This is a genomic window from Bradyrhizobium ontarionense (genome assembly GCF_021088345.1).
Taxonomy (GTDB): Bacteria; Pseudomonadota; Alphaproteobacteria; order Rhizobiales; family Xanthobacteraceae; genus Bradyrhizobium; species Bradyrhizobium ontarionense.
The window spans coordinates 2,123,077-2,148,864 of record NZ_CP088156.1; the positions used below are offsets into that span (position 1 = coordinate 2,123,077).

Genomic DNA, 25,788 nt, shown 5'->3' on the forward strand with positions numbered 1-25,788 from the left:
GTTGTCGGTGGCGATCGGACGCCGGACGCGCGACGCGCTTGCCGTCGTCGCCATTGCGCTGGCGAGCGCGGGGTTGTTGGTCTCGCCGGCCTTCGAGCGCGGCCGCGGCCTGTCGCTCGATGCGCTCACATGGCTGCGCTTCGAGACGTTCGGCAACCTGCACGATGCTGCGGACAGTCCGGCGGTCGTGGTTGCCATCGACGAGGAAAGCTACCAAACGCCGCCGTTCAGGGGCTCGCCGCTATTGACCTGGACCGGCGAGATCGGCCGCGTGCTCACAGCCGTTCTCGACGGCGGCGCCAAGGTCGTCGGATTCGACATGGTGTTCCAGACCTCGATCGAGCAGTCCGAGATTCCGCTCGGTGACAGCACGCTCGGCGAGAAGACGCGCGGCTTCGACCGCGACTTTCTGCGCGCGCTGGCCTCCGCAGCCGCCGGCGGCAAGGTGGTGCTCGGCGAGATCTTCGGCGAGCAGCCGATCCTGCCGGCGCCGGGACAGCGCGTTGCCGTGCGCCAGCAGCAGAACCTGCGCCCGCTCAACACCTACACCGACAGTGACGATGTCGTCCGCCGCCATCCGCTGACGCTCAGCGTCGACGGCAAGGCGGTTCCGAGCATGGCGCTCGAGCTGGCGGCGCGCGCGCGCGGCACCACGCCCGTGATCGCTCCAGAGGGCGTGACGCTCGGCGACTATAACGTGCCCGGCAGCGTACCCGGCACGATGAGCTTGAATTTCACCGGCGGCGCCGACGACGTGCCGACCTATTCCTTCGCCGATCTGCGGGCCTGTGCCATCAAGGGCGACAAGGACTATTTCCGACGCGAGTTCGCCGGCAAGGTCGTCCTAATCGGCACCGTCGGCATCGAGGACCGCAGACTGACGTCGAAGCGCTTCGCGACCCGCGCCGAGGGCGCACGGCGGCCGCGTTGCGTGCTGGCGGAACGCAAGCTGACCGAGACGTTCGCACGCAGCACGATCGCCGGCGTCTACATCCATGCCAACGCGGTGAACAATCTCGTCAGGCAGGATGCCGCGATCGAGCTCGGACGCTTCGCCATCTTCGCTATCGCCGCGACGATGGCGCTCCTGGCTGCGCTGCTGGCCCGGCTGCTGCGGCCGGCCGCCGCAGCTGCGATCCTCGCCGGGCTCGGCCTGCTCTACACAGGCCTTGCAACCGCCCTCTTCAACCATGCCCACGTGCTCCCATTGACCGAGCCGCTGGCGGCAGGCGTGCTCGCGCTGGCCGCGACGACCGGCTATCGCTTCATGGTCTCGGACAAGGATCGCCGGCTGCTGCAGAAGAGCTTTGCCTACTACCTCGCGCCGCGCGAGATCGACCGCATGCTCGCCTCGCGCCGGCTACCGCAGCTCGGTGGCGAGACCCGCGAAGTCACCGTGTTCTTCTCCGACATCGAGGGCTTCTCGCGCATCGCCGAGCAGATGTCGCCGGAACAACTGATGGCGCTGACCAACGAATATCTGTCGGCGATGACCGACGTGATCGAAAGCCATGACGGCTACGTCGACAAATATATCGGCGACTCCGTGGTCGCGGTGTTCGGCGCCCCGCTCGACGATCCCGATCATGCGCGAAGCGCCGCACGCGCGGCGCTCGGCTGCAAGGCAAAGCTCGCCGAGCTCAACCGCACGTCCACGGCCTTCCAGGGCATCAAGGTGGCGCAGCGCATCGGCATCAACAGCGGCGCGGCGCTGGTCGGCAATTTCGGCTCGCAGCGCCGCTTCAATTATTCCGTGATGAGCGACGCCGTGAACGTGGCCTCGCGACTCGAAGGCGCCAACAAGTTCTACGGCACCACCATCATCGCGTCCGACGGCACGGTCGCGCTCGCCGGCAACGAGTTTGCCTGGCGCGAGCTCGACACGATCCGGGTCAAGGGCCGCGAGCAGTCGCTCAAGATCTACGAGCTGCACGGCCGTGCCGCCGAGCTTTCGTCGCGCGAACAGGCCCTGCTCACCGGCTACGCGGCTGGTCTCGCGCACTGGCGGGCCGGCGAGTTGCCGCAGGCGGCCGATCGTTTTTCGCAGGGCGCGCTGGACGATGCGCCCTGCGATCTGTTCGCACAGAGAGCAAAAGCGGCCCTTGAGGGCGGCGCCGCCGCCTGGGATCCGGTGCGCAGCCTGCAGGAAAAATGACGCCGTCATGACGGCGGCGTCATGCGCCCATTTCCGGGCGACATCGGTCCTCATCCCGGCCCCATTGCTCCGCCATATCGGCCGCGATGGACAAGCACGGCCAAGGTCGGCTAGACGACACGGCGCCTTCAATCGGCCAACCGACCAGCGAGCCCTGCGACGCATGACCACGCCCAAGCGATATGAGCGGATCGCCTTCGTCGCGAGTCCAAGTGCCGAGGCCCAGGCCGCGCTGACGCAGCTGAGCGCGCTCTACGGCAATGCTGATCCGGACCTCGCCGACGTCGTGGTGGCGCTCGGCGGCGATGGCCTCATGCTGCAGACGCTGCATGATCACATGCGCTCGGGAAAGCCGATCTACGGCATGCATCGCGGCACGGTCGGCTTTCTGATGAACGAGTTCAGCACGATCGATCTGCATGGGCGGCTCGGCGCGGCGCAGGAATCGGTGATCCATCCGCTATTGATGCGGGCGACCGACGCCGGCGGCGTCGTTCACATTCATCACGCCATCAACGAGGTCTACCTGTTTCGCCAGACCGCGCAGACCGCGCGCCTGCGCATCCTGATCGATGAGCGCGAGCGCATGCCGGAGCTGATCGCCGACGGCGTTCTGGTGGCGACTCCTGCGGGCTCCACCGCCTATAATCTCTCGGTGCAGGGTCCGATCCTGCCAATCAACGCAGCGCTTCTGGCTCTGACGCCGATCAGCGCGTTCCGGCCGCGGCGCTGGCGCGGCGCCCTGCTCCCGAACACGGCTTACGTCATCATCGAGGTGCTCGAAGGCGACAAGCGGCCGGTCGCGGCGGTGGCCGACCATGACGAGGTCCGCAACGTCCAGCGCGTCGAGGTGCTCTCGGACAAGACGATCTCGATGCGGATGCTGTTCGATGCCGGCCACAGCCTGGAAGAGCGCATCCTGAGCGAGCAGTTCGGCTACTGATATCAGCCGCTTTTTCGGCCCTCTGCAGCCACCCGCAACGCTTTGTTAACCCGCGGCTCCGTATGGTTAATGCAGGTATACCGACATCTCCGGTGATCCTTTCAGGCCGGCCCAATGTACCGCATCGACTTCAACAAGCTGCGTTTCCTCGTCTGCGACGACAACCCGCACATGCGCCGCATCCTGCGCACGCTGCTGCATTCGTTCGGTGCGCGCGAGGTCAATGAGGCCGAGGACGGCGCGACCGCGCTCGAGATGTACACCCATTTTTCGCCGGACATCGTCATCACCGATTGGGCGATGCCGATCTTCGACGGACTGGAACTCGCGCAGATGATCCGCCAGCCGGAAGCCAAGGGCAATCCCTACGCGCCGATCATCATGCTGACCGGTCATTCGGAGAAGCGCCGCGTCACCGTCGCGCGCGATGCCGGCGTGACCGAATTCCTGGCCAAGCCGATCTCGGCGAAGGGCCTGTATCAGCGCATCCTCAACGTGGTCGCCAATCCGCGCCCCTTCATCAAGACCAAGACCTATTTCGGACCGGATCGACGCCGCAACACCAACACCGCCTATATCGGTCCCGAGCGCCGGGTTGGCGGCGAGGCCGAAATCTACCAGCAGCCGTCACTTCTGGATAAAGCGCGCTCCGCGGTTTAGGGGCGGAGCAGTGAGCCCCCGTTAACGCAATCCGGGGATCGGCGCCCAGCGCGCGCATGTCCTCGGCTATGAATCGGGCAATGAGTCGAAGTGCGTTGGTCGGCATCAGTCAGGACATCGAGATGGCGAAACAGAAAGCCCCGGCGATCCAGGTCAAGACCTACGCCTCGCATCACGTCATCACCCAGCCCAATCCGCTGAAGAAAGTGCTGCACCGGGTCGACGAGAAGAATCTCGATGATCCGATTGCGCGGGCGGAAGCCGCTCTTGCGGACCTCTCGGGCGAGTTCAAGTCCTGGATGGACACCGAAGCCGGTCGTCTGTCGAAGGCCTACGCGGCCGTCCTGAAGAACGACTTCGACGACTCGGCCTGCGAGGAGATGTTCCGCGCCGCCCACGACATCAAGGGCGATGCCGCGACCTTCGGTTATCCCGCCGCCGCAGAAGTCGCCGACAGCCTGTGCCGCATCATCGAGCATGCACCCGATCTCGACAAGGTGCCCGCCGAACTGTTCGAGCATCACGTCAACGCCATCCAGGCGATCGTGCACGACCACACGAAATACGACAGCGCCACCGTGGCGGGCGAATTGAGTCGTCGGCTGCGCCGCGTGGCCGACGACTATCTCGTCCAGGTCAACCGCGACCGGCCGGAGCATCTCGAAGCAATCCTGGCCCCGAGCCTGGTGCCGGGCGACCAGCCCTAAGCGTCGGGCCGTAGCCCAGGCGAGCGCGGCTCCCCCGGGGACAGACCATCCCCGCATGGCGTTTCGCCGAAGCCCGCTGGGCCTCGGCTGACGCACATGCGGGCTACGGGGCCGTCATTGCCGCGGCACACGCGCGCAGCCTGCGCCGATCAGCGGTGGCCACGGGGCTAGGCCGCAATCAACCCGAACTCCAGCCCGGCGACGAAATCCTCCGCCATCACCTCGTCGCAGAACTCGCGGGCCTCGTCGCGCGCGGATTCGGTGGCGAAGCGGCGCAGAAGGATCAAGAGCGGCTCGGCGGAATCGCGATCGGTCGTGCAATGCGTCAGCACCCGCTCGACCATTTTGCGGCGCAAGATGGCCGCACCGCTCAAGGTATCGGCAAAGCCGGTCTCGCGGCAAACGTCGAGTGCGATCCTGAAGGCATCGAAGGTGGTTTCGGGAATGCCCGCCTTGCGCAGCAGCCCCTGCAGGCTGGCGCGGCCGCGATCGTTGAGCAGCCCCGACACCCGCGCCCGGGGCATGTCGGCGAGCTCCGACAGCGCGATTTCGAACAATTCGATGTTGCCCGACAACAGCGCGCGCAGGATCAGGCCGGCAGTCAGCTGCGATGTCGCGCGCAAATGCTGGACCAGTCCGCGCAACTCCTCGCCGCGTGAGCGCGCCGCGATCGTGATGGTCGAACGGTCGCGCGCTTCGCCGGTGATGCGCCCGGCCCGGTCGACGCTGAGCCAGTTCCTGGCGACCACGAACTGCGCCAGCGTCTCGGAGAGCTTGTCGACCAGCGCCGCGCGCGTCGCCGCCGGCAGATCGTCCAGCACCAGCATGGCTTCGCGAATCGCGGCGAGATGTCCGTGACGCTCGACGATGCGATCCCAGGAGAACGGCGCGAGGTCGGCATAGGCATTCTCGATCAGTTCGAGCGCGGCCGCCGGGCTGCCGACCTCGGCGATGGCGGCGCAGACCGGCGCCGGCAGGCCGACGCGGCGCGCCACAGCGCATTGTGTTTCCGAATTGCCGGTGGCGACGATGTCGACGAGGTCGGCGTCGATGAGCAGCGGCGAGTATTCGAGGATGATGGCGGCGACCGAAGGCTGGTCGGTGGCGAGCGCCTGGACGATGGCCGCGGGCGCCTCCGCCGATCGCGCGAACACCTCCGCCATGGCCTGCCGCACCAGTGGTGACGGATCGTCCAGAAGCATGAGAAGCGCGCCTTCTGCGGCGCCGCGATCCTCATCGGTGAGATTCGAGAGCATCCACGCCCGGGCCAAAGCCCTGGTGGCCTCTGCCCGCTCACCGGCGGGCGCGGTTCTGACCCAACTGAGAAACTGCCGAACGATCATGGTCTTTCCGGCTTACGCAACTTGCAAAACAAGGCCACGAGGGCCTCGACAACACCGAAAATAAACCACGACGCTTAACAAAGCGTTCACCATAAGTGGCTGGTTTCGTTGATGTTTTGTTAAGCCACCGGCTCAATTAAGTATTATGATACCTCTAAAGGCTCGAATTGGCCGTAGTCGAACGGGCAAATTGCGGCCGTCGGCATTGCCGGCTTCCGCAGCAGGACGTGAAAATTATTCTCGTTGGATCAATGGCTCAGGCGAGCCGCAGCCGCCATCTCAGCCGGAGAAGGTCCCGTGGGGATCGCTAAACAGGTCGAGCCGACGCTGACCACCGCCGTTGCCATTATTGGCGGCGCTTTCGACCGGCGCGGTGCTGGCAACGGAGGAACGGCCCCACAATTCGCGGACATCAGGCGAAACCGTCTGATTCGACTGGCCGTCGACCTGGAATAGTGAGCGGAACATCGGATCCGCCGGCCGGCTCGCGGTGGAGGCATCCGCCGTCACGGAGGACGCAGCCTGAGAGGACCCGCGGACATCCGGGAACATCGACAGAAAGGTCGCCGTGTCGGTCGTTGGCAGCGCGCCGCCGCCGGCGGCATTGGCGAGAGCCACGTTCGACGACGCCCCGCCGTAGAGGGCGAGCGCCCCGCGGGTGGTCGAGGAATTGGCGGCGCCAGCGTAGCGGGTGTTCAGGACCGAATAGACCTGGGAGACACTGCGCGCTTGTCCATCGCGATCGTAGAAGATCGACCGGTTGGCCGCCGCCGCGCTGGGAAACATCCGCGCCGCCGACGCACTCGGCGTGTCCTGGGCGCTCGTGATCAGCTTCGCCGCGCCGCCGACGCCCATGAAGTGCGCCATGTAGAGCTCGGAATCGGTCGGCCGCCGGCCGATCGCGCCGGTGAGCTGGAAGCTGTTCGATTGCGTCAGGGCGGCCGCCATTGCCGACGACGCCTTGGGGTCGTCGCGCAGCTTCATGATCGCCTGCCGCATGCCGGGATCGCTGACCGTGTATTCGCCGGACGACGTCTTGGTGATCGCATCGGCATATTGGCCGTAGCCGAGTTCGGTGCCGGCTTCCTTCACCGTGCCGAGCCAGGTCTGGTCGATGAACTGATAGAGCCCGCGCGCCGAAGACGTTGAAGCACCAGCAGTCGGGTTGAAGTCCGACTCCATCTTCGCGGTCGACAGGAGATATTCGAAACTGGTGCCGACCGTGTCGGCGGCCTGCTTGATCGCGCCGGCGACCCGCGCCCGGACGCCGTCAAGGAGCCCAGTGGACGAGGAGTTGGATGCGTCGACCGACATGAGATGACCCGCTGTTTGCAGATTCGCTGGCAGACGAACGCGCCGGAAACATCAGGCAAAATGCGATCGGTATGGTTAATGGCCGGTTAATTGATTGCCCGGAGCAGGCCAATGAACGACCCGCAAATTGCCGGAGGAGGCCTCTGACCTACTTGCGATAGACCGCGTCCGGATCGAACAGTCTGTCGGCATCGACGAAGACGAGACGGGCGCCGCCTTCATCGGCCCGCTCGATCTTGCGATAGAAGCAGGAATGGCGGCCGGTATGGCAGGCCGCTCCCGTCTGCTCGACGCGCAGCCAGACTGCGTCCTGGTCGCAATCGGTGCGCATCTCGACCACTCGCTGGGTCTGCCCCGAGCTCTCACCCTTCCGCCACAAGGCGTTGCGCGAGCGGCTGAAATACCACGCCTCGCCCGTCGCGACGGTCCTGCGCAGCGCCTCGTCGTTCATGTGGGCGACCATGAGCACGTCGCCAGTTACGGCATCGGTCGTCACGCAGGTGACGAGACCGGCCGCGTCGAATTTGGGCAGGAAGGCGGAGCCCTCCTCGCGTTCAACTGAGGATGAAGACACGAAAATCTCTGCTCACGACCCTGGACGGCCTAACGCTGCGGCGACCGCACCATGGACAGGAAACGCCCCTGCTCCGCCGGATTGTCCCTGAACATGCCGGTGAAGCGGCTGGTGAAGGTCATGGCACCGTGCTTGGCAACCCCGCGCACCGACATGCAGGTGTGCTCGGCCTCGATCATCACCGCCACGCCGCGCGGCTTCAGCACCTCGTCGATGGCGGCCGCGATCTGGGCCGTCAGGTGCTCCTGGGTCTGCAGGCGGCGCGCGAAGATGTCGGTCAGCCGCGCAAGCTTCGACAGCCCCACCACCCGCTCGACCGGGGTGTAGGCGATATGCGCCTTGCCGTAGAACGGCATCATGTGATGCTCGCATTGCGACGTAAACTCGATGTCGCGGATCAGCACGAAATCGTCATAGCCGGCGGTCTCACCGAAGGTGCGGTCGAGCACGGTGGCCGGGCACTGATGATAGCCCTGATAGAGCTCGTCGAAAGCCTCGACCACGCGCCGCGGCGTATCGACCAGGCCCTCACGGGTCGGATCCTCGCCGATGTAATTGAGCAGCGTATAAACGGCGGCCTCAGCCTCCGCCCGCGACGGACGCGGCCGGTCGGCGCGGACGGCAGCGGCAAGAAACTCGGCCGGATCGAGCTCCGCGGGGCGGGCTTCCGGCAATTTGGCGTCGGACGGCTTGCCGTCCGGCTTATTCGCGCGCAGCGTCTTGATCAAAGCGTCCATCTCAACTCCGTTCGACCGGTCGGCGGTCCGACCGGAGTGTCACCGGCAGATTGCACCTGCAGACTGGGCGCCTATACGCCAGACGGCTGTGGATGTGGCTGGAATTCCGGCCAATCATTTCCATATAGTCGCAATATAGGGCGATGAAACCCGGCCGCCAAGGCCGACCGCGCCGGTAAATCCGGGACGTCAGGCAAATGCTGAACGACATCTACAACAAGCGCATCATCGAGCTCGCCGGAAACATTCCGCGGCTCGGACGGCTCGACAACCCCGACGCCACCGCGACCGCCCATTCCAAGCTGTGCGGCTCGACCGTGAAAGTCGATCTCAAGATGGATGGCCCCGTCGTGACCGACTTCGCCCATGACGTGAAGGCCTGCGCGCTGGGCCAGGCCTCCTCCTCGATCATGGCCCGCCATGTCGTTGGCTCGAACGCAACGGAGCTGCGCGAGTTGCGTGAGCTGGTCCGCCGGATGCTCAAGGAGAACGGTGCGCCGCCGCAGGGCAAATGGGCCGACGTCGCGCTGCTCGAGCCGGTGCGGGATTACAAGGCCCGTCACGCCTCGACCCTGCTGACCTTCGACGCCGTGGTGGACGCGATCAACCAGATCGAGGCCAGGACCGGAGACACGACGGCGGACGAGCAGCCGGCTGCGGCCCGGGGCTAGTCTAGTCCATCGGAGCCACGGGAGCCATGGATCGCACCAGCGATCCGTCCAGCCGGGGTTTGGCCTTCGATAAGGATCAGCTACTGTTGCGGCGTCGCAGCGACCGTGTTCGGCGGCAGCGCTTCCGCTGTTCGGGTCGACCGCGCGGATTGCCCCTTGTCGGATTCGGCCACAACGGCTGGGAAGCGCTCCTGGTTCTTATCCTGCCCTTTCGGCGCGAGGGCGACCGGGATCGCGCCCTTGGCGAGCGGCAACACCTCGGCCACCATCTCGGTGGTGACGATGTTGGTGAGTCGCAACTCGGCGCGGGACAATTCGTGCAGGTCTTCCCACGGCGGCACGTTGAGCGCCAGGGACAGCAGGTCGCCTGCCCCACCCATGTCGAAGGTGTATTTGGCGAGACGGCCGATGTCGCGCTCGACGATCATCAGGTCCTGCGCCGTATAGCTCGCCGCCTTGGCGTCGTCAGCACGATCTCCCATCCAGATCTGATGCACCCGGACATGCGCCGCGTCGGGGACGTAGCGCGTGGTTCCGCTCAACAGCAGGAATACGCACATCGACTCGCAATAGGCCTCGGGCGCAATGCGCGGCCGGTCGCTCGTCCGGCTGGGACGCAACGTCGTCCCCACGGTGGTGCGCATCTTGAGACCACGGAACCGCCGCCCGAGCGTGATGGCGTCATTGACCGAGCCGCCACTGGAGTCGAGCACGAGGGTCAGCCCGGTGAGGTCGCGATCCCTGGCGAAATCCTCGAAATCCTTCGGAGTATCGCCGGTGACAATGCCAACCGCACTGACCCAGCCGCAATTGGGCTCGCACGCCACCCAGTCGAACCGCATCGGGAGCTTGCGTTCTTCGAGCGCGGCGCCAGCCCGCGCCGCGTTCGTCATCATGGTGATCGCGCTACCGAGCACCGCACCAACCGCTGCAACGCCCAGAAGCATCCAGCGCAATTCACGCGACCGCAGCAATCTCACGCCCAATCCGCCCCCCCTCGTAAAGCTCGGTAAGCAGTTCCGTCGCGGCACGACCTCACAACAAGACCTGACGAGCCGGCCTCAAATCGGTTATGAGTCTGTCACATCCTTGCCGAGAAACGTATCCGGGCAATCCCCGAGCGTCTAGCGCAGGCGCGCTGCGGCGCCGCTGAAAACCTGTCATTGTTGCATCACATCACCACACATGCGCGCGAGCGGAGGTTCCTCGCCCGGGAACCGGTCAAAGGTTCGCCCATCGGTCAGGCAAGCCGCCTATGAAGCACTCATGTCCTGATTCCGACTGCCATTCCGCGCACATGCACGCAGCGCTCCTGTCGCGAATCCCGCGGCGCGCAGCCCGAGCTCTGATCTGGCTGTACCGTCACACGCTGTCGCCTCTGGTCGGCTACAATTGCCGGCATCTGCCGACCTGCTCGGTCTATGCCGATGAGGCGATCGAGCGTTACGGCCTCTGGGCCGGCGGCTGGATGACGCTGGCCCGCCTGCTGCGCTGCCAGCCGTTCGGCACCTCGGGCATCGACAACGTACCTGTCGAACGACCTGCACGCGGGCGCTGGTACCTGCCTTGGCGCTATGCGCGCTGGCGCGGCGTCAACGGGCCGCCGGGCTGATGTGTGCAACGCAAAAGCGCGCGCGCATCATATGATTTGAAGCAAATCGGACTGGAAAAGTCCCGGGCCAGGATTAGTGTTACCGGATCAGGCGGCGCTGGTCCCGAAGGAACATCGCCGCGCGGTCTTGCATTGATGTTGAAGCTTCCTTCCGGAAGGAAACAACGATGCGCTGGACAATCAGCCCGAGATCCGACCGATCCCGCAAGGGCTCAGGCCACAACGGGATTGATCACGACGCACGGCAGGTGGACCTGCTTTGCATCATCGCGCTCCTGATCGTCATCGTCGCCGGCTGGCGCTATCTTGCCGACAGCACCGCCCTGCCCCCGACGACGGCGTCCTACGTCGTTCCGAGCCAGAGCATGCACTGGTGAAGCGCCACGCAGCTCTCGCGCCCAGTCACCAGCGCGGCCAGAAGATGAAGTCATCGCGCCGCGGCGGCGGATACACAGGAATGGGCTCCGGCGGACGCGGCATGCGGCGTGCGCGCGGCGGCTGATAGCTGGTTTCCGCCGGAACCGTCGCTTCGGCGGACGTCGTTGCATCGGCCGAAGGCGATCTGACCGACAGCAGCACGTTCGACTCGCGCGTGCGCCAGCGGTAGCCGATCCCGAAATCCAGCGGCTGGGCACGCTCGAACAGCTTCGCATAACTGACCTGATACATATCCGGGAACTTGTCGATCGGACCAGCATAGCGCCCGAACGGGAAGAAGCGCCAAGCCCTGGATTCAAAGCTCGCAAGCGGGACGCCGGAATCATCCTGGATGATCGTGGCGCTGTTCTTCAGCAGCCAGCTGCGAACCTGGGAAAAGCTGCTCTCATGCAACAGATAAGAGGCGCTCTTCAGCAGGCTGTCGCCGGGAGCGAGGGGCTCGCAGAACTTGAGGAAACCGCTGGCCTTCACGCCGGAGTCGGAAAGGTCCGTGGAAAAGTAGTAGAGCGTCTTCTCGACACCATCGGCGCCGGCAAACACGATGCGCGCGCCCTTGGTCGCATTGCGCGCCGGCGCTTCGCCGGCAGCGTGCAGCCCGCCTTTGTCATCCAGCCAGATCAGGCTCGCATTGCGGATCGTCTTGCCGGTGCGGGCCAGGAACACATAGAGGATGGGCAGGGTCCCTTCGATCTCGCCTTCGCGCAGGTCCGCCTTCATGTGCTTGGTGATGAAGAAGGAGAAGCTCAAAATCGACTGCAGCGAACGCTCCACGTAGGACAGCGCGGGACCGATGCTGCCGCGAGGCAATCGCGTCATATCTGGGATCGGACCGGGCGGCTCGAGCGCGGCCATCACATAGGTCGTGGCCTTCGGATAGAAGGCGTCGGCGTAGAGAAAGTCGGGCCCCGAGAAGAAATAGAACATCGCGGGCCGCGGCGCCGCGAGGTTGGCATCCGCCCAGGTCCGGATCTTCGACAGCTGCCGCTGCTCGAGCTGATTGAACGCGTTGTCGAAGAACGCCGCGTGCCGCTGCCACGCAGGATTCTGCGCCAGCGCAGCCAATGGCGACCCCGCAGAAGGCGTCATGCCCGCGAGCACCCGTGCCGTGTCGTCGGGCGTGACGGTCTGAGCCTTGACCTCGCAGCTCATCGACAGGATGCAGCATGCGGCTGCCAACCATAATCTCAGCCCGACGCGCATCTTCAATCCGACCCCGATAAGCCTGCTGCGACGCTCCGCCCCGACCGCCTGTGAGCGAACCAGTAGATGAACAGTCCCGACATCATCGCCACGGCACCGAGGCCGGCCTGCACCGGCCGCGCGGTGATCAGATAGGACATCATGAAGCCGGTCACGGTGAGGAAGATCAAGGGCGTCAACGGATAGCCCCAGGCCCGGTAAGGCCGTGCGAGATCGGGCCGCGCGATGCGCAGCTTGAACAGACCGAGCACCGCCAGGAACGAGCAGGACAGCAGCGAGAACTGCACGACGTCGAGCACCGCTTCGAAGCTCTCCGTGAACAGCATCAAGGTCGCCACCGTGAGCTGGAACAGGACTGCGTAGCCCGGCGCTCCGCTGCGCGTCCGACGGGCGAACACCGACAGCGCCGGGATGTCCTCGCCCATCGTCATCAGCACGCGCGGACCGATCCACATCATCGCGGCGATCGACGGAACCAATCCGACGCAGATCATGGCAGCGACGAAACGGCCGCCGGCTTCGCCGAAGATGTGACCACCGGCGATGCTCGCAACCTGAAGCTGGCCGGCGAGCTCGTTCATCGGCGCCGCACGGAGGAATACAGCGTTCAGAGCGATATAGAGCACCAGCACGATCACGGTGCCGACAAGGAGCGCGCGCGGCAAGGTCCGCTCCGGAGCGTGCAGCTCGCCGATGATGTAGGTCGCGGCGTTCCAGCCAGAGAACGCGTACATCACGAACACCAGACCGGTCGCGAACGGAGCGCTCGTGATGTAGCCGATATCGCCGGGTGCAGGCAGGAACGTGACGGGCTGCGGGACCGCAATGGCGTAGCCGGCAATCAGGAATGCGATGATCAGGCCGAGCTTCAGCACGGTCGAGAGCAGCTGGAAGCGGCTCGATTGCCTGATGCCGCCGAGCTGGACGAGCGTCACCAGCCACACCGCACCGACCGCCAGCACCAGCGGCGGAACGCCGGGCAGGACGGCTCGGCCGTATTCGCCGAACGCCATCGCTGCGAGCGCTACCGGCGCGGCGAAGCCTACCGTCGACGACACCCACCCGGCCATAAAGCCGATCGCGGGGTGAAACGCACGCGTCAGGAAGTTGTACTCGCCGCTCGAGCGCGGAAACATCGCACCGAGCTCGGCATAGGACAGCGCGCCACAGACGGACACCAGGCCGCCGACGGCCCACAGGACCAGGATCGAGAACCCGGAAGGGATGTCCTTGACCTGGAAGCCGAGGCTGGTGAACACGCCGACCCCGATCATGTCGGCGATCACGATTGCGGTCGCGACCGGCAGCGATACCGATGGGGCCGAAGCGCCTGGGCTTGCGCCGGCGCCCGACCAGGTGGCATCGTCGGCCTCGGATGCAGCCATCTCGTTCAGGGACGCTCGACGCCCCTTCCCTGCTTCGAGCTCAGGTTCCCGCTAAACCATTCAATCATAGTTAACGGGCGTTAAATATGGCCTCCTTCGAAGGTATTTTTGAACCGATTCCGCTGGGGGATGTCTGTGGTATTGCATCGGCCCGCCGGGCGTCCCACAATCGCGACATGATCGCGTGGTGTGTCCCCGTTGCGCCGGAGTTGACCGGACACGACCCTTAACGCGACCTCAATGTCGGCGGCGCAGGTTGAACGAAGTCCGATGGTTGCGCGGGCCGCTCTGCGGCTCCAACTCGTCTTGGGGACGAATGATCGGGGCAGATCAGAAGCGCGCGATGCCTGTTTGCACACGCCGGTCCGTGGGGCCGCGTTGGCGCGCGCGTTCGAATGCGCCACGCTGGTCCGGCGTGGCGATGGCCGCCACAATCTGCCTCTCGCTTGCGCATTGCGGCAAGGTGCCCGACCCCGACGCCTTGGCGGCGAACGCGACGGCGGCGCAGGGGCTGACCTTCGACGAGCGCTTCCCCACGCCTGAGTTCGGTGACCGTTTCCCGTCGGCACAGGAGAGCTTCCGGCTACACACCCCCTCGGACTTCGTTCCCAATCCGCCGCCCCATCAGGTCGCCTCTTTGGAGCCGCAGGCACCGGCCCGGCGGCCGCGTGAGGATCTGACGACGCTGGTCAGCATGAAGTCGTCGGCCTTCCCCTATTTCGGTAACAATCCGGCATCCGATGCGCCGTTCCTCAATGTCAGCAGCGGTGACCGCCGCGGCCATCGCAGCTTCTCGGGCCGCGTCTACTGGCAGGATCAGACCTACAATGACAGCCGCGTGCTGGTGCACGTTTCCGAACAGTTCGACGTGCGAAAGCCCGGCGTGATCGTCGTGTTTTTCCACGGCAACGGCGCCACCCTCGAACGCGACGTGCGCGACCGGCAGATGGTGCCGCAGCAGATCAGCGCATCCGGGGCCAACGCGGTGCTGCTTGCGCCGCAGATGGCGGTCGATGCCGCCGATTCGAGCGCGGGCAAGTTCTGGCAACCGGGCGGCTTCAAACGCTTCATGGACGAGGCCGCCGGCAACCTCGCCCGCCTGACCGGCGATCCCTCGAACGCGAAGGCCTTCGCCGACATGCCGATCGTGATCGTCGGCTATAGCGGCGGTTTCCTGCCAACCGCATGGAGCCTGGAGGTCGGCGGCATCAGCGACCGCGTGCGTGGCGTCGTGCTGCTCGATGCCGTCTACGGTCAACTCGACAAATTCGCCAACTGGATCGAGCGTAACCGCTCCGGCTTCTTCATCAGCTCCTATACCCGCTACACCGCGCGCCATGACCATGAGCTGATGGCGATGCTGCGCAACCAGGGCATCGAGGTTTCGGAGGACATGGATCGGCCCCTGCGCCCCGGCAGCGTCGTATTCGTCGAGACCGACGAGGGCATCACCCATCGCGACTACGTCACACTGGCCTGGACCCGCCACCCGATCAGGGACGTGCTGACGAAGATGGCGGCGGCCCAGCCGCCGATCCGAATTGCGGCGGGGGCCTCCGGCTCATCGAGCCGCTGAGGCGATCGGAGTCCCTCGGGAGGGAAGGCCTCAGCTCTTCGGCAGTTTCGGCATGTTTTCGACGAAGCCGTTGAAGCAGGCCAGCCGCTCGTCCTCTTCCTTGGTGAACTTGCAGTCGGCCACCGTCTTGGCCTTCGCGGCCTTAGGCTTGGCCGCGGGCGGGATGACCGCATCGTAGCAGTTCAGCCGCTCCTTGGTCCCATCATCGATCTCCAGGCAGGCCTGGAGTTTCGCGCCGGTCGATTGCGGCTTGGCCGGCATGGCAGCCGCGGTCTTTGTCCCCTTCGGCTTGACCTGCACCAACGGGCGGTCACCGACCATCGGCTGGCTGCTCTGGGCCAGTGCGGAGGTGCAAAGCAGCACCGCGGCAAGGCTCAACATCATCTTCTTCATGTCATATCTCTTTCATCCGAACCGTGGGCGCGCGAGCATCCCGTCGAGACATTGCGCCGGGTGTGGCGAATTCCCCGCCCCGCAGCTCCCCACGATATTCGGCTTTAATCCGGTCCGGCGGGGTTTGCCAAGCGCCAACCCGCTGCTTGCGGTCCGCCTCAGGCCAGGACGGCGACCGCCACGCGCGGCCGGCTCGCCAGGATGGCCAGCAGCGACAACACCACGAACCCCATGGCGACGTAGCCGGTGGGGCCGAGCAGGTCGCGCGCGAACAGGCTGCCGCCGACTGCGGAACCGATTGCCTGGCCGATATAGAGCACCGAGGTGTTCAGCGACACCGAGGCCGAGGCGAGCGGCGGCGCTGCCGCAACCAGACGGACCTGCTGCATCGAGTTGGTGGACGCAAATCCCAATCCCCAGATCGCCACGGCCACCGCCATCAGGGGATAGACACCCGCCCCCAACGTCCAGGCTGAAACCCCCGCCAGCATCAGGCAGGTGAACAGCAGCGACGTCCGATACGGACCCCAGCCATCGACGATACGGGTCGCAATGACGACGCCGATGAAGCCACAGGCGCCATAGATCGCAAACACCAGTCCGATCTGGTTGGGATCGGCCCCGGTCAGCTTCTTCAGCAGCGGCCCCATGAAGGTGAAGATCACGAACTGTCCCGACATCTGCAGGGTCGTGATCAGCAGCAGCAGCACGACCATACGGTTGCGCCCGAGCTCGACCCAGGTGTTCAGCTCGACCCGTGCGCCCTTCAGGCCGGATGGCAGGCGCCATGTCAGCAGCGCGAAACTGACGACCCCGGCCGCACCAACCGCGAGATAGGCGGCCTGCCAGCCCGAGTGGCTGCCGATGAAGGTGATCAGTGGCAGCCCGACCGCTGCTGCCAGGGACCAGCCGAGAAACACGTAGGCGATGGTGCTGCCGCGCTTCTCCACCGAACTGATCAGGGCGGCCGTCCCCGCTGCCTGCGGCGTATAGAGCGCCCCGACCGCGAGCATCACGAGCCGGAGAGCCAGCAGACTCGCGTAGTCCGGCGCGAAGGCCGAGGCGAGATTGCCGAGCGCCAGCACCAGCAAGGTCGCCGCGAGCAGGCGGCGGCGGTCGAGCCGGCTGGTCAGCCAGGCGGTCAAGGGCGAGCAGATGCAGAGCACCATCGCGCCGAAGGTGATCAGGAGCCCTGCCGTATGGATGCCGACGGAGAGGCCGGACGCGAGTTCGGGCAGCATCCCGGCGGGGGCGAGCACCGAGCAACCGGTTACGATGTTGCCGAGCATCAGCGCGGTCGGGGCGAAGCGAGGGGGAGCATGATCGGACGTCATGGCGCCTCCATAGCAGACATTTTCATGCATCTGCATGAAAATGTCTCATGCTGCCCATGACATTTTCTGTGTTGTTCTTGTGTTGGCATTCTCTCTTGGCGGCATTCTCTCGGCCGCATTAGCGCGCGGAGGCCTGCGGCCACGGAACCTGCTGCCAAGGCACGGGCGCGATCACAGGCTGAGTGGCGGCCTTGGCCGGCGGACAGGTGTCCGTCAGCATCTTCAAGGCGCTTTGCAGGCCCTCGCTCGCGACCGGGAATGGCGCGCCATCGGGACGCGCGAGGTTCGATGGGCCGTCGGTCAGCTCGGCGGTCCTGGTCGATGCGAGCGCCCTCACCTGACCGCCGTCGAGAAAAACGCCCCACGTCTCGCGGCCGCCCGAACGGCGCGGCGGCGACAGAAAGTTCAGCCTGAGATCTCCGCCCACTATCGCAAGGGACGCACGTCCGGAGCCGGACGGCGCGTTGCGCTCGACGTCGAGCTCGAAGCGATTTTGATCGAAGCAGACGAGCTGAAAGCGCGTCGTGCCGAATGACGTCTCGCCGTCCTTGCGCGCAAGGATTGTCTTGTACGCGATACCGCGATTGGCAGCCTCGAACATCCATGGGCTTTCGACCCGGTCGCGCCGGTCGATCGCAAAACGCACGATCTCCTCCCGCGTCAGGACGCGCATGCTCTCGAATGGGACGGACCGCGCCGCCGTGAGCAGAGCGGGGTCCGCACCGAGCTTGATGAGGTGATCGAGCACCATGCGATCGGATCGCGCCATGGCCTGTTGCAGCGCCTGCGCCCGCATCTCCCGGGTCGGCACGCCGCCGGTGAAATTCAGGATTACGCGCGGCGAATGCACCGCAAGCGTCGCGTCCGGTCCGACCTCGCGGGTCGTCCCGCCGAGAATGATGTAGGGACAGGCCGAGTTGCACATCGCGCCCCGCGTCCAGACCTCGCCGTGTAGCTCGCGCGCCGAGAGCTTGAGCCTGGTGCAGACGTCGCCCTCCTGGGGCTCGAAGCCGCATTCGCGCAACGTGGTGCGCCCGACCCGCACGGCTGCTTTCCGTTCGCGCAGCATGGTGCCGATGGCGAGCGCCTGTTCGAGATTGCCGCCCGGAGAATTGAAGTAGATCGGCAGCTTGCGGTCGCCGATCTGCTTCATGAACTTGCGGAAGCGCGCCGCGGCACTGCCGTCGATCTTGCCTTCGGCCGCGATCCAGCTGTCGCAACCCGGGCCGCAGGCGTCGGCGGGGCCTTTGACGAGGGCAAACGCAATCGGTGCAAAGCCGTCGCCGATCCGTGGCGATGGCTGCGCGGGACGAATAGCGGGCTTGGCCAGTGCCGCCGGCTTGGCTTGCGTCGGCGGTTTCTCCTGCTGAACAGGCCTGAAAATCGAAAGCCTGGCACTCGCCGGTTTGGTCGTCGTCGCTACGCCCGCAATGGACTGACCGCTCGGCAGCACGAGCGCGAGAAGCACGGCTGCAACCCGAATGCCGCCACGCCGGAAACAATAAAGAGAGAGCGGCGCCTCCCCTGCAGACACCATCGCCAACGCGTCCCCACGCCCCGAACACTTCAAGTTGTATCATACCGGCCGACTGCGGCAATCTCCGTAACGCGCCTGCCGGCGCAAACGGCCGGTTTTCCCGTCCTTTGCCCGGTTGCAGCCTCCGAATCCCCTGCTATACCCCTTGCTCCCGCTTACCTGCGCTCGTTCGCAGGAGTGAGCTGAAGGAGAGACCTATGCCTGATTCTAAATCCCCCGATTCCAAGTCCGAACAGCCCAAAGCCGAATCCGGTTTCCACTACAGCCTCAGCAACCTGAAGCCCGCCGCCCCGGTCGACAAGATCATCATCAGCTTCCCCGACGGCGCGAAGCGCGAATATCCGAGAGGCACCACCGGCCTGGACATCGCCAAGGGCATCTCGCCCTCGCTCGCCAAGCGCACCGTGGCGATGGCGCTCGATGGCACGCTCGCCGACCTCGACGATCCCATTGTCGAGGATGCCAGGCTCGAGCTCGTCGACCGCGACGACCCGCGCGCGCTGGAATTGATCCGGCACGACTGCGCGCATGTGCTCGCCGAGGCCGTGCAGGCGCTGTGGCCGGGCACCCAGGTCACGATCGGCCCGGTGATCGAAAACGGCTTCTATTACGACTTCTTCCGCAACGAGCCATTCACCCCCGAAGACTTCGCCGCGATCGAGAAGAAGATGCGCGAGATCATCGGCCGCGACAAACCCTTCACAAAGGAGGTGTGGGACCGCGAGAAGACCAAGCAGGTGTTCCGCGACAAGGGCGAGGCGTTTAAGGTAGAGCTGGTCGACGCCATCCCCGGCCAGGAGCCGATCAAGATCTACTACCAGGGTGACTGGTTCGACCTGTGCCGTGGTCCGCACATGACCTCGACCGGCAAGATCGGAGGCGCCTTCAAGCTGATGAAGGTGGCGGGCGCCTATTGGCGCGGCGATTCGAACAACCCGATGCTGACCCGCATCTACGGTACCGCCTTCGCCAAGCAGGAGCAGCTCGACGCTTACCTCAAGCAGATCGAGGAGGCCGAGAAGCGCGACCACCGCAAGCTCGGCCGCGAGCTCGACCTCTTCCACTTCCAGGAGGAAGGTCCCGGCGTCGTGTTCTGGCACCCCAAGGGCTGGAGCATCTTCCAGGCGCTGATCGCCTACATGCGCCGGCGTCTCGCCGGCGACTATGACGAGGTGAATGCGCCGCAGATCCTGGACAAGTCGCTGTGGGAGACCTCGGGCCATTGGAACTGGTACCGCGAGAACATGTTCGCGGCGCAGTCCGCCGGCGACGAGGCCGAGGACAAGCGCTGGTTCGCGCTGAAGCCGATGAACTGCCCGGGTCATGTGCAGATCTTCAAGCATGGCCTGAAGAGCTACCGCGACCTGCCGCTGCGGCTCGCCGAGTTCGGCGTCGTGCACCGCTACGAGGCCTCCGGCGCGATGCACGGATTGATGCGCGTGCGCGGCTTCACCCAGGACGACGCGCATGTGTTCTGCACCGAGGACCAACTCGCTGACGAGTGCCTGAAGATCAACGACCTGATCCTGTCGACCTACGCCGATTTCGGCTTCGAGGGCGAGTTGACGGTGAAGCTCTCGACCCGGCCGGACAAGCGCGTCGGCACCGACGAGATGTGGGATCACGCCGAGCGCGTGATGGCCACCGTGCTGAACGAGATCAAGGCGCAGAGCAACCATATCCGCACCGAGATCAATCCGGGCGAAGGCGCGTTCTACGGGCCGAAGTTCGAATATGTGCTGCGCGACGCCATCGGCCGCGACTGGCAGTGCGGCACCACGCAGGTCGACTTCAACCTGCCGGAGCGGTTCGGCGCGTTCTACATCGACGCCGACGGCGCCAAGAAGGCTCCGGTGATGGTGCATCGCGCGATTTGCGGCTCGATGGAGCGCTTCATCGGCATCCTGATCGAGCACTATGCCGGCAGCTTCCCGCTGTGGCTGTCGCCGACGCAGGTCGTCGTCACCACCATCACCTCGGAAGGCGACGAATACGCCAAGCAGGTGCTGGCGGCACTGCGGCGCGCGGGGCTCAGGTGCGAGATCGACCTGCGCAACGAGAAGATCAACTACAAGGTCCGCGAGCATTCGCTGCAGAAGATCCCGGCTCTGCTCGTGGTCGGCAAGAAGGAGGCCGAGACGCATTCGGTCTCCGTGCGCCGGCTCGGCCGCGACGGCCAGACCGTGATGCCGACCGCGGAAGCGATCGCCGCTTTGGTCGACGAGGCGACGCCGCCGGACGTCCGGCGCCGTCAACGCGAGGCGGCCTGATCGGGCGGTAAATCGTAGCCCGCATGAGCGCAGCGACATGCGGGCTACGCCCTCTCTCCTCGTCATTGCGAGCGAAGCGACGCAATCCAGACTGTCTCTCCGGAGAGATTCTGGATTGCTTCGCTGCGCTCGCAATGACGCGCGGAAACATCTTGCTCCCAAGCGAGCCGCCCGCTGCCCTCCGTTAGGCCGACAGGCTGGCCACAGCATCCATCGCTCTCCCCTCTTCGTCGGCCGCCTGCAGCGCGACCTCGGCACATTCGGCCAAATAAAGAAACATCGTCGCGAGCATCCGCTCGATCGCCTCGCGTCCCCTTGGCAGGATGGTGATGGCGTCGTTCCCGGTGCCGCCGCGAGCCAGAAGCCCCTGCTGCTCGGCGTCGCGCAGCAGCGTCAGCACATGCTTGCGCGACACCGAGAAGCGCGTCGCGAGACCGTTGATGGAGAGCGGCACGGGACCATCGGGCGGGAACGGCTGATCCGGCCCGGCGCTTTGGGCCAGGCTGAACAGGATCACCATGCCGGCCGTGCGCTCGGCAAACGGCTCCAGCTCGGGCGCACCGTCGAGCACCCTTAAGCCCGCGATGAAGCGGCGGCCGAGCTCGAGCACGAAGCTCTTGACGAAGGCGGGATCGTTCAGCGCGGCACGATAGGCCACGGCAGCCGGAAGCACCGCGCTCATTGCGTCGAACTGCCCGCCCCAGCGGTCGCGATGCAGGGCGATCAGTCGGTCAGTCGGCGCCAGCGGCCGCCGTCGCCGGTCCGGATTGGAGACCGAGGCCACCAGCCCGACTGCGCGCATCAAGGCGAGCATGGCCTCGCAGCGTCCGCGGCTGCACAGGTCGAGCTGCACACACATGTCCTTCATGGCGCCGACGGTGAGTCCAAGCTCGCCTTCGCGCTCCCCGGCAAAGTGCAGATACAGCGCGACATGCGGAAGCAGCGCCCTGGCCCGGTCACTCAACAACGCATTCAGGATGCGGTCACCGCGGTACAGCCTGACCGCGGACGAGGTCGAGGCCCGCATCGCCATGACAAAGCCCGGCATTCGGCGCAGCCGGATAACGGCGTCAGGTGTCGGTATCGGCACGTTCATCTGCAAGGCAGAACTTGCACTTGGAGCAGCCCCCCGCGGTGATCTCAGCATTATGTTTTTACCGGTCCACCCAAGGTTCGACAATTCTCCCACGAAAGCGAGGTTCGGACACATGGCCGCAGCCGGCGTCCCATCCCAGCGTCGCAAAGCGCGAAGCTGCACACGGCACGCGCGCAAACGCTGTGCCAGCGACGCGCCTGCCATACGGCCCCGGCCGGGCCATAGAACCGATCAAAACGCCGTGGCCCACCCTCGTTGCAGGCGGACCCGCATGCTATCTCTCGCCCATCCAGCCAAAGAGACCCCGCCACGTGCCCGACGCCCTTGAACTCCTGAAGACCCGCCGTTCCGTGAAGCCGCGCGAGATGAGCGGCCCCGGCCCCTCCCCCGCCGAGCTCGACACCATCCTGACCATCGGCGCCCGCGTGCCCGACCACGGCAAGCTCGCGCCCTGGCGCTTCATCGTGTTCGAGGGCGAGGCCCGCCTGCGCGCCGGCGAGGTCATCGCCGCCGTGTTCGCTGGGAAGAACCCACAGGCGAGCGCGGCTGATATCGAGGTCGAGAAGAGGCGCTTCGCCGAGGCACCGCTCGTGATTGGGCTTGTCAGCTTCACCAAGCCGCACCCCAAGGTGCCGGCCTATGAGCAGGAGCTGTCGGCCGGGGCGAGCGCGATGAACATCCTCACCGCCGCCACTGCATTGGGTTACGGCGCCTGCTGGCTGTCCGGCTGGTTCATGTTCGATCGCGACGTGCTCGACGGGCTCGGGCTGAAGCCGGAGGAGAAGCTCGCCGGCCTCATTCACATCGGCAAGCCGACCAGGCCGAGCGAGGACCGCCCGCGCCCGGCGCTGGCGGATATCGTGACGAGGTTCTGAGCGCGCTCGTAGGAGCGGTCGTGTAGGGTGGGCAAAGGCGCGCGCCCTGCTGTCTGCCCCGTGCGAGATCGCGGTGGCGCCGTGCCCACCGTCTGGCAGCGGAATAGGCGGCCCGACGGTGGGCACGCTGCCGCCTTGCGGCGGCTGCTTTGCCCACCCTACGCGCCCCATCCTCACGCCGCCTTCGACGGTCGCGTGCCGAACCGCGCCAGCAGATCGGCGATCTCGGAGGGCGGCCGCGCCGCGCTGAACAGGAAGCCCTGGACCTGGTTGCAGCCTTCAGCGCGCAGCCAGTCGAGCTGTTCGGCGGTCTCGACACCTTCGGCCGTGGTCGTGATGTTGAGACTCCTCCCGAGCCCCGAAATCGCGCGGACGATGGCGACGCAGTCAGAGCGCTGCGTCACATCCTTCACGAAAGAGCGGTCGATCTTGATCTTGTCGAACGGGAAGCTGCGCAGATAGCTCAGGCTGGAATAGCCGGTGCCGAAATCGTCCATCGAGATGCGGATGCCAAGCCGCCGCAGCTGATGCAAGGTCGCGAGATTGGCCTCGGTCTCGGCCAGCAGGATCGACTCGGTGATCTCCAGCTCGAGCCGCTCCGGCGCCAGCGCCGACTGCGCCAGCGCCTGGACCACCACCTGCACCAGGTTGCGGCTGCGAAACTGCGCCGCCGAGAGGTTCACGGCGAGCTTGATGCCGTCGGGCCATTTCGCAGCTTCATGACAGGCTTCGCGCAGAACCCATTCCCCGAGCGGCACGATCAGCCCGATATCCTCGGCGACGGGGATGAAGTCGGCCGGCGAGATCATACCCTTGTCCGGATGACGCCAGCGAAGCAGGCATTCGAAGCCGGCGATGGCATTGGTGGCGACGTCGACCAGCGGCTGGTAGTGCAACTCGAACTCAGACTGCGCGAAGGCACGACGCAGGTCATGCTCCATATCGCGACGCTTCTGCGCCTGGAGATCCATCTCCTTCTCGAAGAAGCGATGCACGCGGCCGCGGTCCCGCTTGGCGCGGTAGAGCGCCATGTCGGCGTTCTTCATCAGCTCCTCGCAGCTCGCGCCGTCGCCCGGAGAGAGCGCAATGCCGATCGAGGCGCCGATCACCAGCTCGTTGCCGTCGATATCATAGGGGGCGCTGAGCGCCGCGATCAGACGGCCGGCGCACTCGCTCGCGTCCTTCGCGCCGGTGTGGCCGAGGATCACGGCGAACTCGTCGCCGCCCAGCCGCGCCGCAAGATGGCCGCCATGCATCTGCTGCCTGAGCCGGCCCGCGACAGCCTGCAGCAGGCGGTCACCCATCGGGTGGCCGAACGAATCGTTGACGGTCTTGAACAGGTCGAGGTCGATGCACATCACCGCGATGCGCTTGGCATCCGACGCGGCGCCATCGAGCTCCTGCGTGAGGCGCTGCTGAAAGAACTCGCGGTTCGGCAGGCCCGTGAGGCCGTCATGATGTGCCATATAGGCGATGCGCGCCTCGGCGCGGCGGCGCTCGGTGATGTCGACGATGGCCACCAGCACGCCGTCGCGACCATCGAACGCGATCTCGCGTCCGTAGGTCAGCACCTCGATCTCGCTGCCGTCGGCCTTGCGATGGCGCCAGTCGCGGTTGAACTGATCGCCGTCGGCAAGGCGCAACAGCGCGTCATCGAGCGTCTCCCATTCGCCCGGCGGCCACAGGTCCCAGACGCTCTTGCGCAGGAAATCCGCGCGGCCGTAGCCATAGTGCCTCACCAGCGCATCGTTGACGTTGAGAAACTGAGCCGTCTTCCTGTCGAGGATGCACATCGGCACCGGATTGGCATCGAACAGCAGCCGGAACGACGCTTCACGCCGCTTCAGCGCCGTGACGTCGGAGATGGTCAGCGAGACGATGTCACCGAACGCATGGGCGCCGAGTCGCAGGCTGCGGTCGTCACAGTCGAACTCGAACTGATCGCGTTCGCCGTCAACCACCACCTTGAACAGTCGCGCCATCACCTCGGGCGTGCACAGCATGTTGCCGCCCTGCTTGAGCCGATGCCATTGCAGCGTCGCAGTCGGCAATCTGAGCAACTCGGCCGCAGCATGGTTGTGGTGAACGACCTGAAAGTCGCTCGGCGCACCCGCGCTGTCGCGGATGGTCGCGAGCGAGACGACGCCGTCATCCGTCGTCGAGAAGATCGCATCGAGCAGATTGTACTGCGTCGCGCGCTCGTTGACATACGTGCCGACGAGCGTGCTGCCCCAACGCGAGTTGGTCGGCAGCGCCAGAACGTCGTAGGTGCGAACCATGCCGTCGCGCACGCAATGCCCGCTGGCGAGGTAAGGCTCGCCACTGGCAAGCGCACAATTGGCAGCCTCCACCAGCACGGTGGCGCAGTCCGGCGACACGGCTTCGAGCGCAATGTCCCAGCGCTCGTCCTGCAGCCATTGCTGGACGTAGCGGCCGCTGCGCGAAATCTCCAGGCGGCCATCCTCGTTGTTGAGCACCGCGATATGGTCGGCGAGACGGCCGAGGCTGCCCAGCATCACGTCTTCGTAACGCGGCAGGCGCTGGCCGGGCTTCAACGCCGCCTGCCATTTGCGCCTGAGCACCGGAATGTCGTCAAAGAGATCGCTGCTGATCGTCGTTGACGCCTTGTTCTTCGCAGCACTCATCATTTTCTACTCAATCGCCACCCTGTCGGTCCCAGCGGTATCTGAAGCAGACGCGGCTTTAACGAGCTGTAAATTGATAGGCTTCGCGCCTCGCGCGCACCAATTGTGACAGTTTTAAGTGGTTCCATGGTTATCGCGCATTAGCGACTGTGACAGCATCGCTTCACGTTCATGGTCGATGTCGCAACACGCGGCGGCTACGGCATTGATGCGGATGTGAGCTCGCGATCTCGCGACAAGATCTGCCCGAGTCTTGCTGACTGAACCGCCCTCTTCGAATAGAGGGCGCAGGGAGGACCGGACCTCGACTGAGGCCCGTGGCC

Annotated in this window: 22 protein-coding genes; 10 read left to right on the forward strand and 12 right to left on the reverse strand. The window is 65.5% G+C overall.

The annotated features are described in order from the left end of the window. Nucleotides 1–7 precede the first annotated feature (7 nt). The 4 genes from LQG66_RS09675 to LQG66_RS09690 all read left to right on the forward strand — a co-directional run bounded on the left by LQG66_RS09675 (nt 8) and on the right by LQG66_RS09690 (nt 4,465). Complete coding sequence (locus tag LQG66_RS09675; protein ID WP_231325896.1) at nt 8–2,155, forward strand: adenylate/guanylate cyclase domain-containing protein; 2,148 nt, start codon at nt 8–10, stop codon at nt 2,153–2,155. Nucleotides 2,156–2,318: 163 nt separating this feature from the next. Then, a complete protein-coding gene (locus tag LQG66_RS09680; protein ID WP_231325898.1) occupies nt 2,319–3,098 on the forward strand; it encodes an NAD kinase in 780 nt (259 codons plus the stop codon). Nucleotides 3,099–3,212: 114 nt separating this feature from the next. Beyond that, on the forward strand, nt 3,213–3,758 hold the full coding sequence (locus LQG66_RS09685) for a response regulator (RefSeq protein WP_231325901.1): 546 nt from the start codon (nt 3,213–3,215) through the stop codon (nt 3,756–3,758). Between the two features lie 122 nt (nt 3,759–3,880). Beyond that, on the forward strand, nt 3,881–4,465 hold the full coding sequence (locus LQG66_RS09690) for an Hpt domain-containing protein (protein ID WP_231325903.1): 585 nt from the start codon (nt 3,881–3,883) through the stop codon (nt 4,463–4,465). A 167-nt stretch (nt 4,466–4,632) separates the two neighbouring features. Here the strand turns inward: LQG66_RS09690 and LQG66_RS09695 are convergent, their stop codons facing one another. The 4 genes from LQG66_RS09695 to folE form a co-directional block, all read right to left on the reverse strand. After that, a complete protein-coding gene (locus tag LQG66_RS09695; RefSeq protein ID WP_231325904.1) occupies nt 4,633–5,808 on the reverse strand; it encodes a DUF2336 domain-containing protein in 1,176 nt (391 codons plus the stop codon). A 279-nt stretch (nt 5,809–6,087) separates the two neighbouring features. Next, a complete protein-coding gene (locus tag LQG66_RS09700; protein ID WP_231325905.1) occupies nt 6,088–7,122 on the reverse strand; it encodes a transglycosylase SLT domain-containing protein in 1,035 nt (344 codons plus the stop codon). 148 nt (nt 7,123–7,270) lie between these two features. Next, nucleotides 7,271–7,696 (reverse strand): phosphoribosyl-AMP cyclohydrolase, encoded by a 426-nt coding sequence (hisI, locus tag LQG66_RS09705; RefSeq protein WP_231325906.1) that lies wholly within the window; start codon nt 7,694–7,696, stop codon nt 7,271–7,273. A gap of 29 nt (nt 7,697–7,725) precedes the next feature. After that, the gene (gene folE / locus LQG66_RS09710) at nt 7,726–8,433 is read right to left on the reverse strand and encodes a GTP cyclohydrolase I FolE (protein WP_231325907.1); all 708 of its coding nucleotides are present in this window, start codon (nt 8,431–8,433) and stop codon (nt 7,726–7,728) included. Between the two features lie 197 nt (nt 8,434–8,630). Between folE and LQG66_RS09715 the strand changes: the two genes are divergently transcribed. Beyond that, nucleotides 8,631–9,104, forward strand: a complete 474-nt coding sequence (locus LQG66_RS09715; protein ID WP_231325908.1) for an iron-sulfur cluster assembly scaffold protein — start codon at nt 8,631–8,633, stop codon at nt 9,102–9,104. 80 nt (nt 9,105–9,184) lie between these two features. Here LQG66_RS09715 and LQG66_RS09720 read toward each other — a convergent pair whose 3' ends face one another. Next, on the reverse strand, nt 9,185–10,090 hold the full coding sequence (locus tag LQG66_RS09720) for a COG3904 family protein (protein ID WP_231325909.1): 906 nt from the start codon (nt 10,088–10,090) through the stop codon (nt 9,185–9,187). Between the two features lie 311 nt (nt 10,091–10,401). On the opposite strand from LQG66_RS09720, the gene yidD reads away from it, so the two are divergent. Both yidD and LQG66_RS09730 read left to right on the forward strand, forming a co-directional pair. Continuing rightward, nucleotides 10,402–10,716: a membrane protein insertion efficiency factor YidD gene (yidD, locus tag LQG66_RS09725; RefSeq protein WP_425601300.1), complete on the forward strand. Its 315-nt coding sequence runs from the start codon at nt 10,402–10,404 to the stop codon at nt 10,714–10,716. A gap of 167 nt (nt 10,717–10,883) precedes the next feature. Further along, entirely contained in the window at nt 10,884–11,093 is a 210-nt protein-coding gene (locus LQG66_RS09730; RefSeq protein WP_231325912.1) for a hypothetical protein, read from the forward strand. A gap of 25 nt (nt 11,094–11,118) precedes the next feature. Here the strand turns inward: LQG66_RS09730 and LQG66_RS09735 are convergent, their stop codons facing one another. Together LQG66_RS09735 and LQG66_RS09740 are read right to left on the reverse strand one after the other, a co-directional pair. Further along, a complete protein-coding gene (locus LQG66_RS09735; protein ID WP_231325914.1) occupies nt 11,119–12,303 on the reverse strand; it encodes a hypothetical protein in 1,185 nt (394 codons plus the stop codon). A gap of 53 nt (nt 12,304–12,356) precedes the next feature. After that, complete coding sequence (locus LQG66_RS09740) at nt 12,357–13,739, reverse strand: APC family permease (RefSeq protein WP_231325916.1); 1,383 nt, start codon at nt 13,737–13,739, stop codon at nt 12,357–12,359. A 421-nt stretch (nt 13,740–14,160) separates the two neighbouring features. Here LQG66_RS09740 and LQG66_RS09745 point away from each other — a divergent pair, with 421 nt between their 5' ends. Then, nucleotides 14,161–15,315 carry an alpha/beta hydrolase gene (locus tag LQG66_RS09745; protein ID WP_231325917.1) on the forward strand — a complete coding sequence of 385 codons (1,155 nt, stop codon included), beginning with the start codon at nt 14,161–14,163 and terminating at the stop codon, nt 15,313–15,315. Between the two features lie 30 nt (nt 15,316–15,345). Here LQG66_RS09745 and LQG66_RS09750 read toward each other — a convergent pair whose 3' ends face one another. From LQG66_RS09750 to LQG66_RS09760, 3 genes are all read right to left on the reverse strand, one after another. Beyond that, entirely contained in the window at nt 15,346–15,708 is a 363-nt protein-coding gene (locus tag LQG66_RS09750) for a hypothetical protein (protein WP_231325918.1), read from the reverse strand. Between the two features lie 158 nt (nt 15,709–15,866). Further along, a complete protein-coding gene (locus LQG66_RS09755) occupies nt 15,867–17,042 on the reverse strand; it encodes an MFS transporter (RefSeq protein WP_231325919.1) in 1,176 nt (391 codons plus the stop codon). A 118-nt stretch (nt 17,043–17,160) separates the two neighbouring features. After that, entirely contained in the window at nt 17,161–18,510 is a 1,350-nt protein-coding gene (locus LQG66_RS09760; protein ID WP_425601301.1) for a COG3904 family protein, read from the reverse strand. A gap of 266 nt (nt 18,511–18,776) precedes the next feature. Between LQG66_RS09760 and thrS the strand changes: the two genes are divergently transcribed. Next, nucleotides 18,777–20,849, forward strand: coding sequence for a threonine--tRNA ligase (gene thrS, locus LQG66_RS09765; RefSeq protein ID WP_231325920.1), 2,073 nt, complete (start codon nt 18,777–18,779; stop codon nt 20,847–20,849). A gap of 184 nt (nt 20,850–21,033) precedes the next feature. Here thrS and LQG66_RS09770 read toward each other — a convergent pair whose 3' ends face one another. Then, nucleotides 21,034–21,897 carry a hypothetical protein gene (locus LQG66_RS09770; protein WP_231325921.1) on the reverse strand — a complete coding sequence of 288 codons (864 nt, stop codon included), beginning with the start codon at nt 21,895–21,897 and terminating at the stop codon, nt 21,034–21,036. Nucleotides 21,898–22,256: 359 nt separating this feature from the next. On the opposite strand from LQG66_RS09770, the gene LQG66_RS09775 reads away from it, so the two are divergent. Then, nucleotides 22,257–22,820: a nitroreductase family protein gene (locus tag LQG66_RS09775; RefSeq protein ID WP_231325922.1), complete on the forward strand. Its 564-nt coding sequence runs from the start codon at nt 22,257–22,259 to the stop codon at nt 22,818–22,820. A 173-nt stretch (nt 22,821–22,993) separates the two neighbouring features. Here the strand turns inward: LQG66_RS09775 and LQG66_RS09780 are convergent, their stop codons facing one another. Beyond that, nucleotides 22,994–25,465: a putative bifunctional diguanylate cyclase/phosphodiesterase gene (locus LQG66_RS09780; protein WP_231325924.1), complete on the reverse strand. Its 2,472-nt coding sequence runs from the start codon at nt 25,463–25,465 to the stop codon at nt 22,994–22,996. Nucleotides 25,466–25,788 lie beyond the last annotated feature (323 nt).

Bases quoted from the DNA above. Each gene is read 5' to 3' on its own strand.
- LQG66_RS09680 (WP_231325898.1), top strand. From the start codon at position 2,319: ATGACCACGCCCAAGCGATATGAGCGGATCGCCTTCGTCGCGAGTCCA.
- LQG66_RS09685 (WP_231325901.1), top strand. From the start codon at position 3,213: ATGTACCGCATCGACTTCAACAAGCTGCGTTTCCTCGTCTGCGACGAC.
- LQG66_RS09690 (WP_231325903.1), top strand. From the start codon at position 3,881: ATGGCGAAACAGAAAGCCCCGGCGATCCAGGTCAAGACCTACGCCTCG.
- LQG66_RS09695 (WP_231325904.1), bottom strand. From the start codon at position 5,808: ATGATCGTTCGGCAGTTTCTCAGTTGGGTCAGAACCGCGCCCGCCGGT.
- LQG66_RS09700 (WP_231325905.1), bottom strand. From the start codon at position 7,122: ATGTCGGTCGACGCATCCAACTCCTCGTCCACTGGGCTCCTTGACGGC.
- folE (WP_231325907.1), bottom strand. From the start codon at position 8,433: ATGGACGCTTTGATCAAGACGCTGCGCGCGAATAAGCCGGACGGCAAG.
- LQG66_RS09715 (WP_231325908.1), top strand. From the start codon at position 8,631: ATGCTGAACGACATCTACAACAAGCGCATCATCGAGCTCGCCGGAAAC.
- yidD (WP_425601300.1), top strand. From the start codon at position 10,402: ATGCACGCAGCGCTCCTGTCGCGAATCCCGCGGCGCGCAGCCCGAGCT.
- LQG66_RS09730 (WP_231325912.1), top strand. From the start codon at position 10,884: ATGCGCTGGACAATCAGCCCGAGATCCGACCGATCCCGCAAGGGCTCA.
- LQG66_RS09735 (WP_231325914.1), bottom strand. From the start codon at position 12,303: ATGAGCTGCGAGGTCAAGGCTCAGACCGTCACGCCCGACGACACGGCA.
- LQG66_RS09740 (WP_231325916.1), bottom strand. From the start codon at position 13,739: ATGGCTGCATCCGAGGCCGACGATGCCACCTGGTCGGGCGCCGGCGCA.
- LQG66_RS09745 (WP_231325917.1), top strand. From the start codon at position 14,161: ATGGCCGCCACAATCTGCCTCTCGCTTGCGCATTGCGGCAAGGTGCCC.
- LQG66_RS09750 (WP_231325918.1), bottom strand. From the start codon at position 15,708: ATGAAGAAGATGATGTTGAGCCTTGCCGCGGTGCTGCTTTGCACCTCC.
- LQG66_RS09755 (WP_231325919.1), bottom strand. From the start codon at position 17,042: ATGACGTCCGATCATGCTCCCCCTCGCTTCGCCCCGACCGCGCTGATG.
- thrS (WP_231325920.1), top strand. From the start codon at position 18,777: ATGCCTGATTCTAAATCCCCCGATTCCAAGTCCGAACAGCCCAAAGCC.
- LQG66_RS09770 (WP_231325921.1), bottom strand. From the start codon at position 21,897: ATGCCGGGCTTTGTCATGGCGATGCGGGCCTCGACCTCGTCCGCGGTC.
- LQG66_RS09780 (WP_231325924.1), bottom strand. From the start codon at position 25,465: ATGAGTGCTGCGAAGAACAAGGCGTCAACGACGATCAGCAGCGATCTC.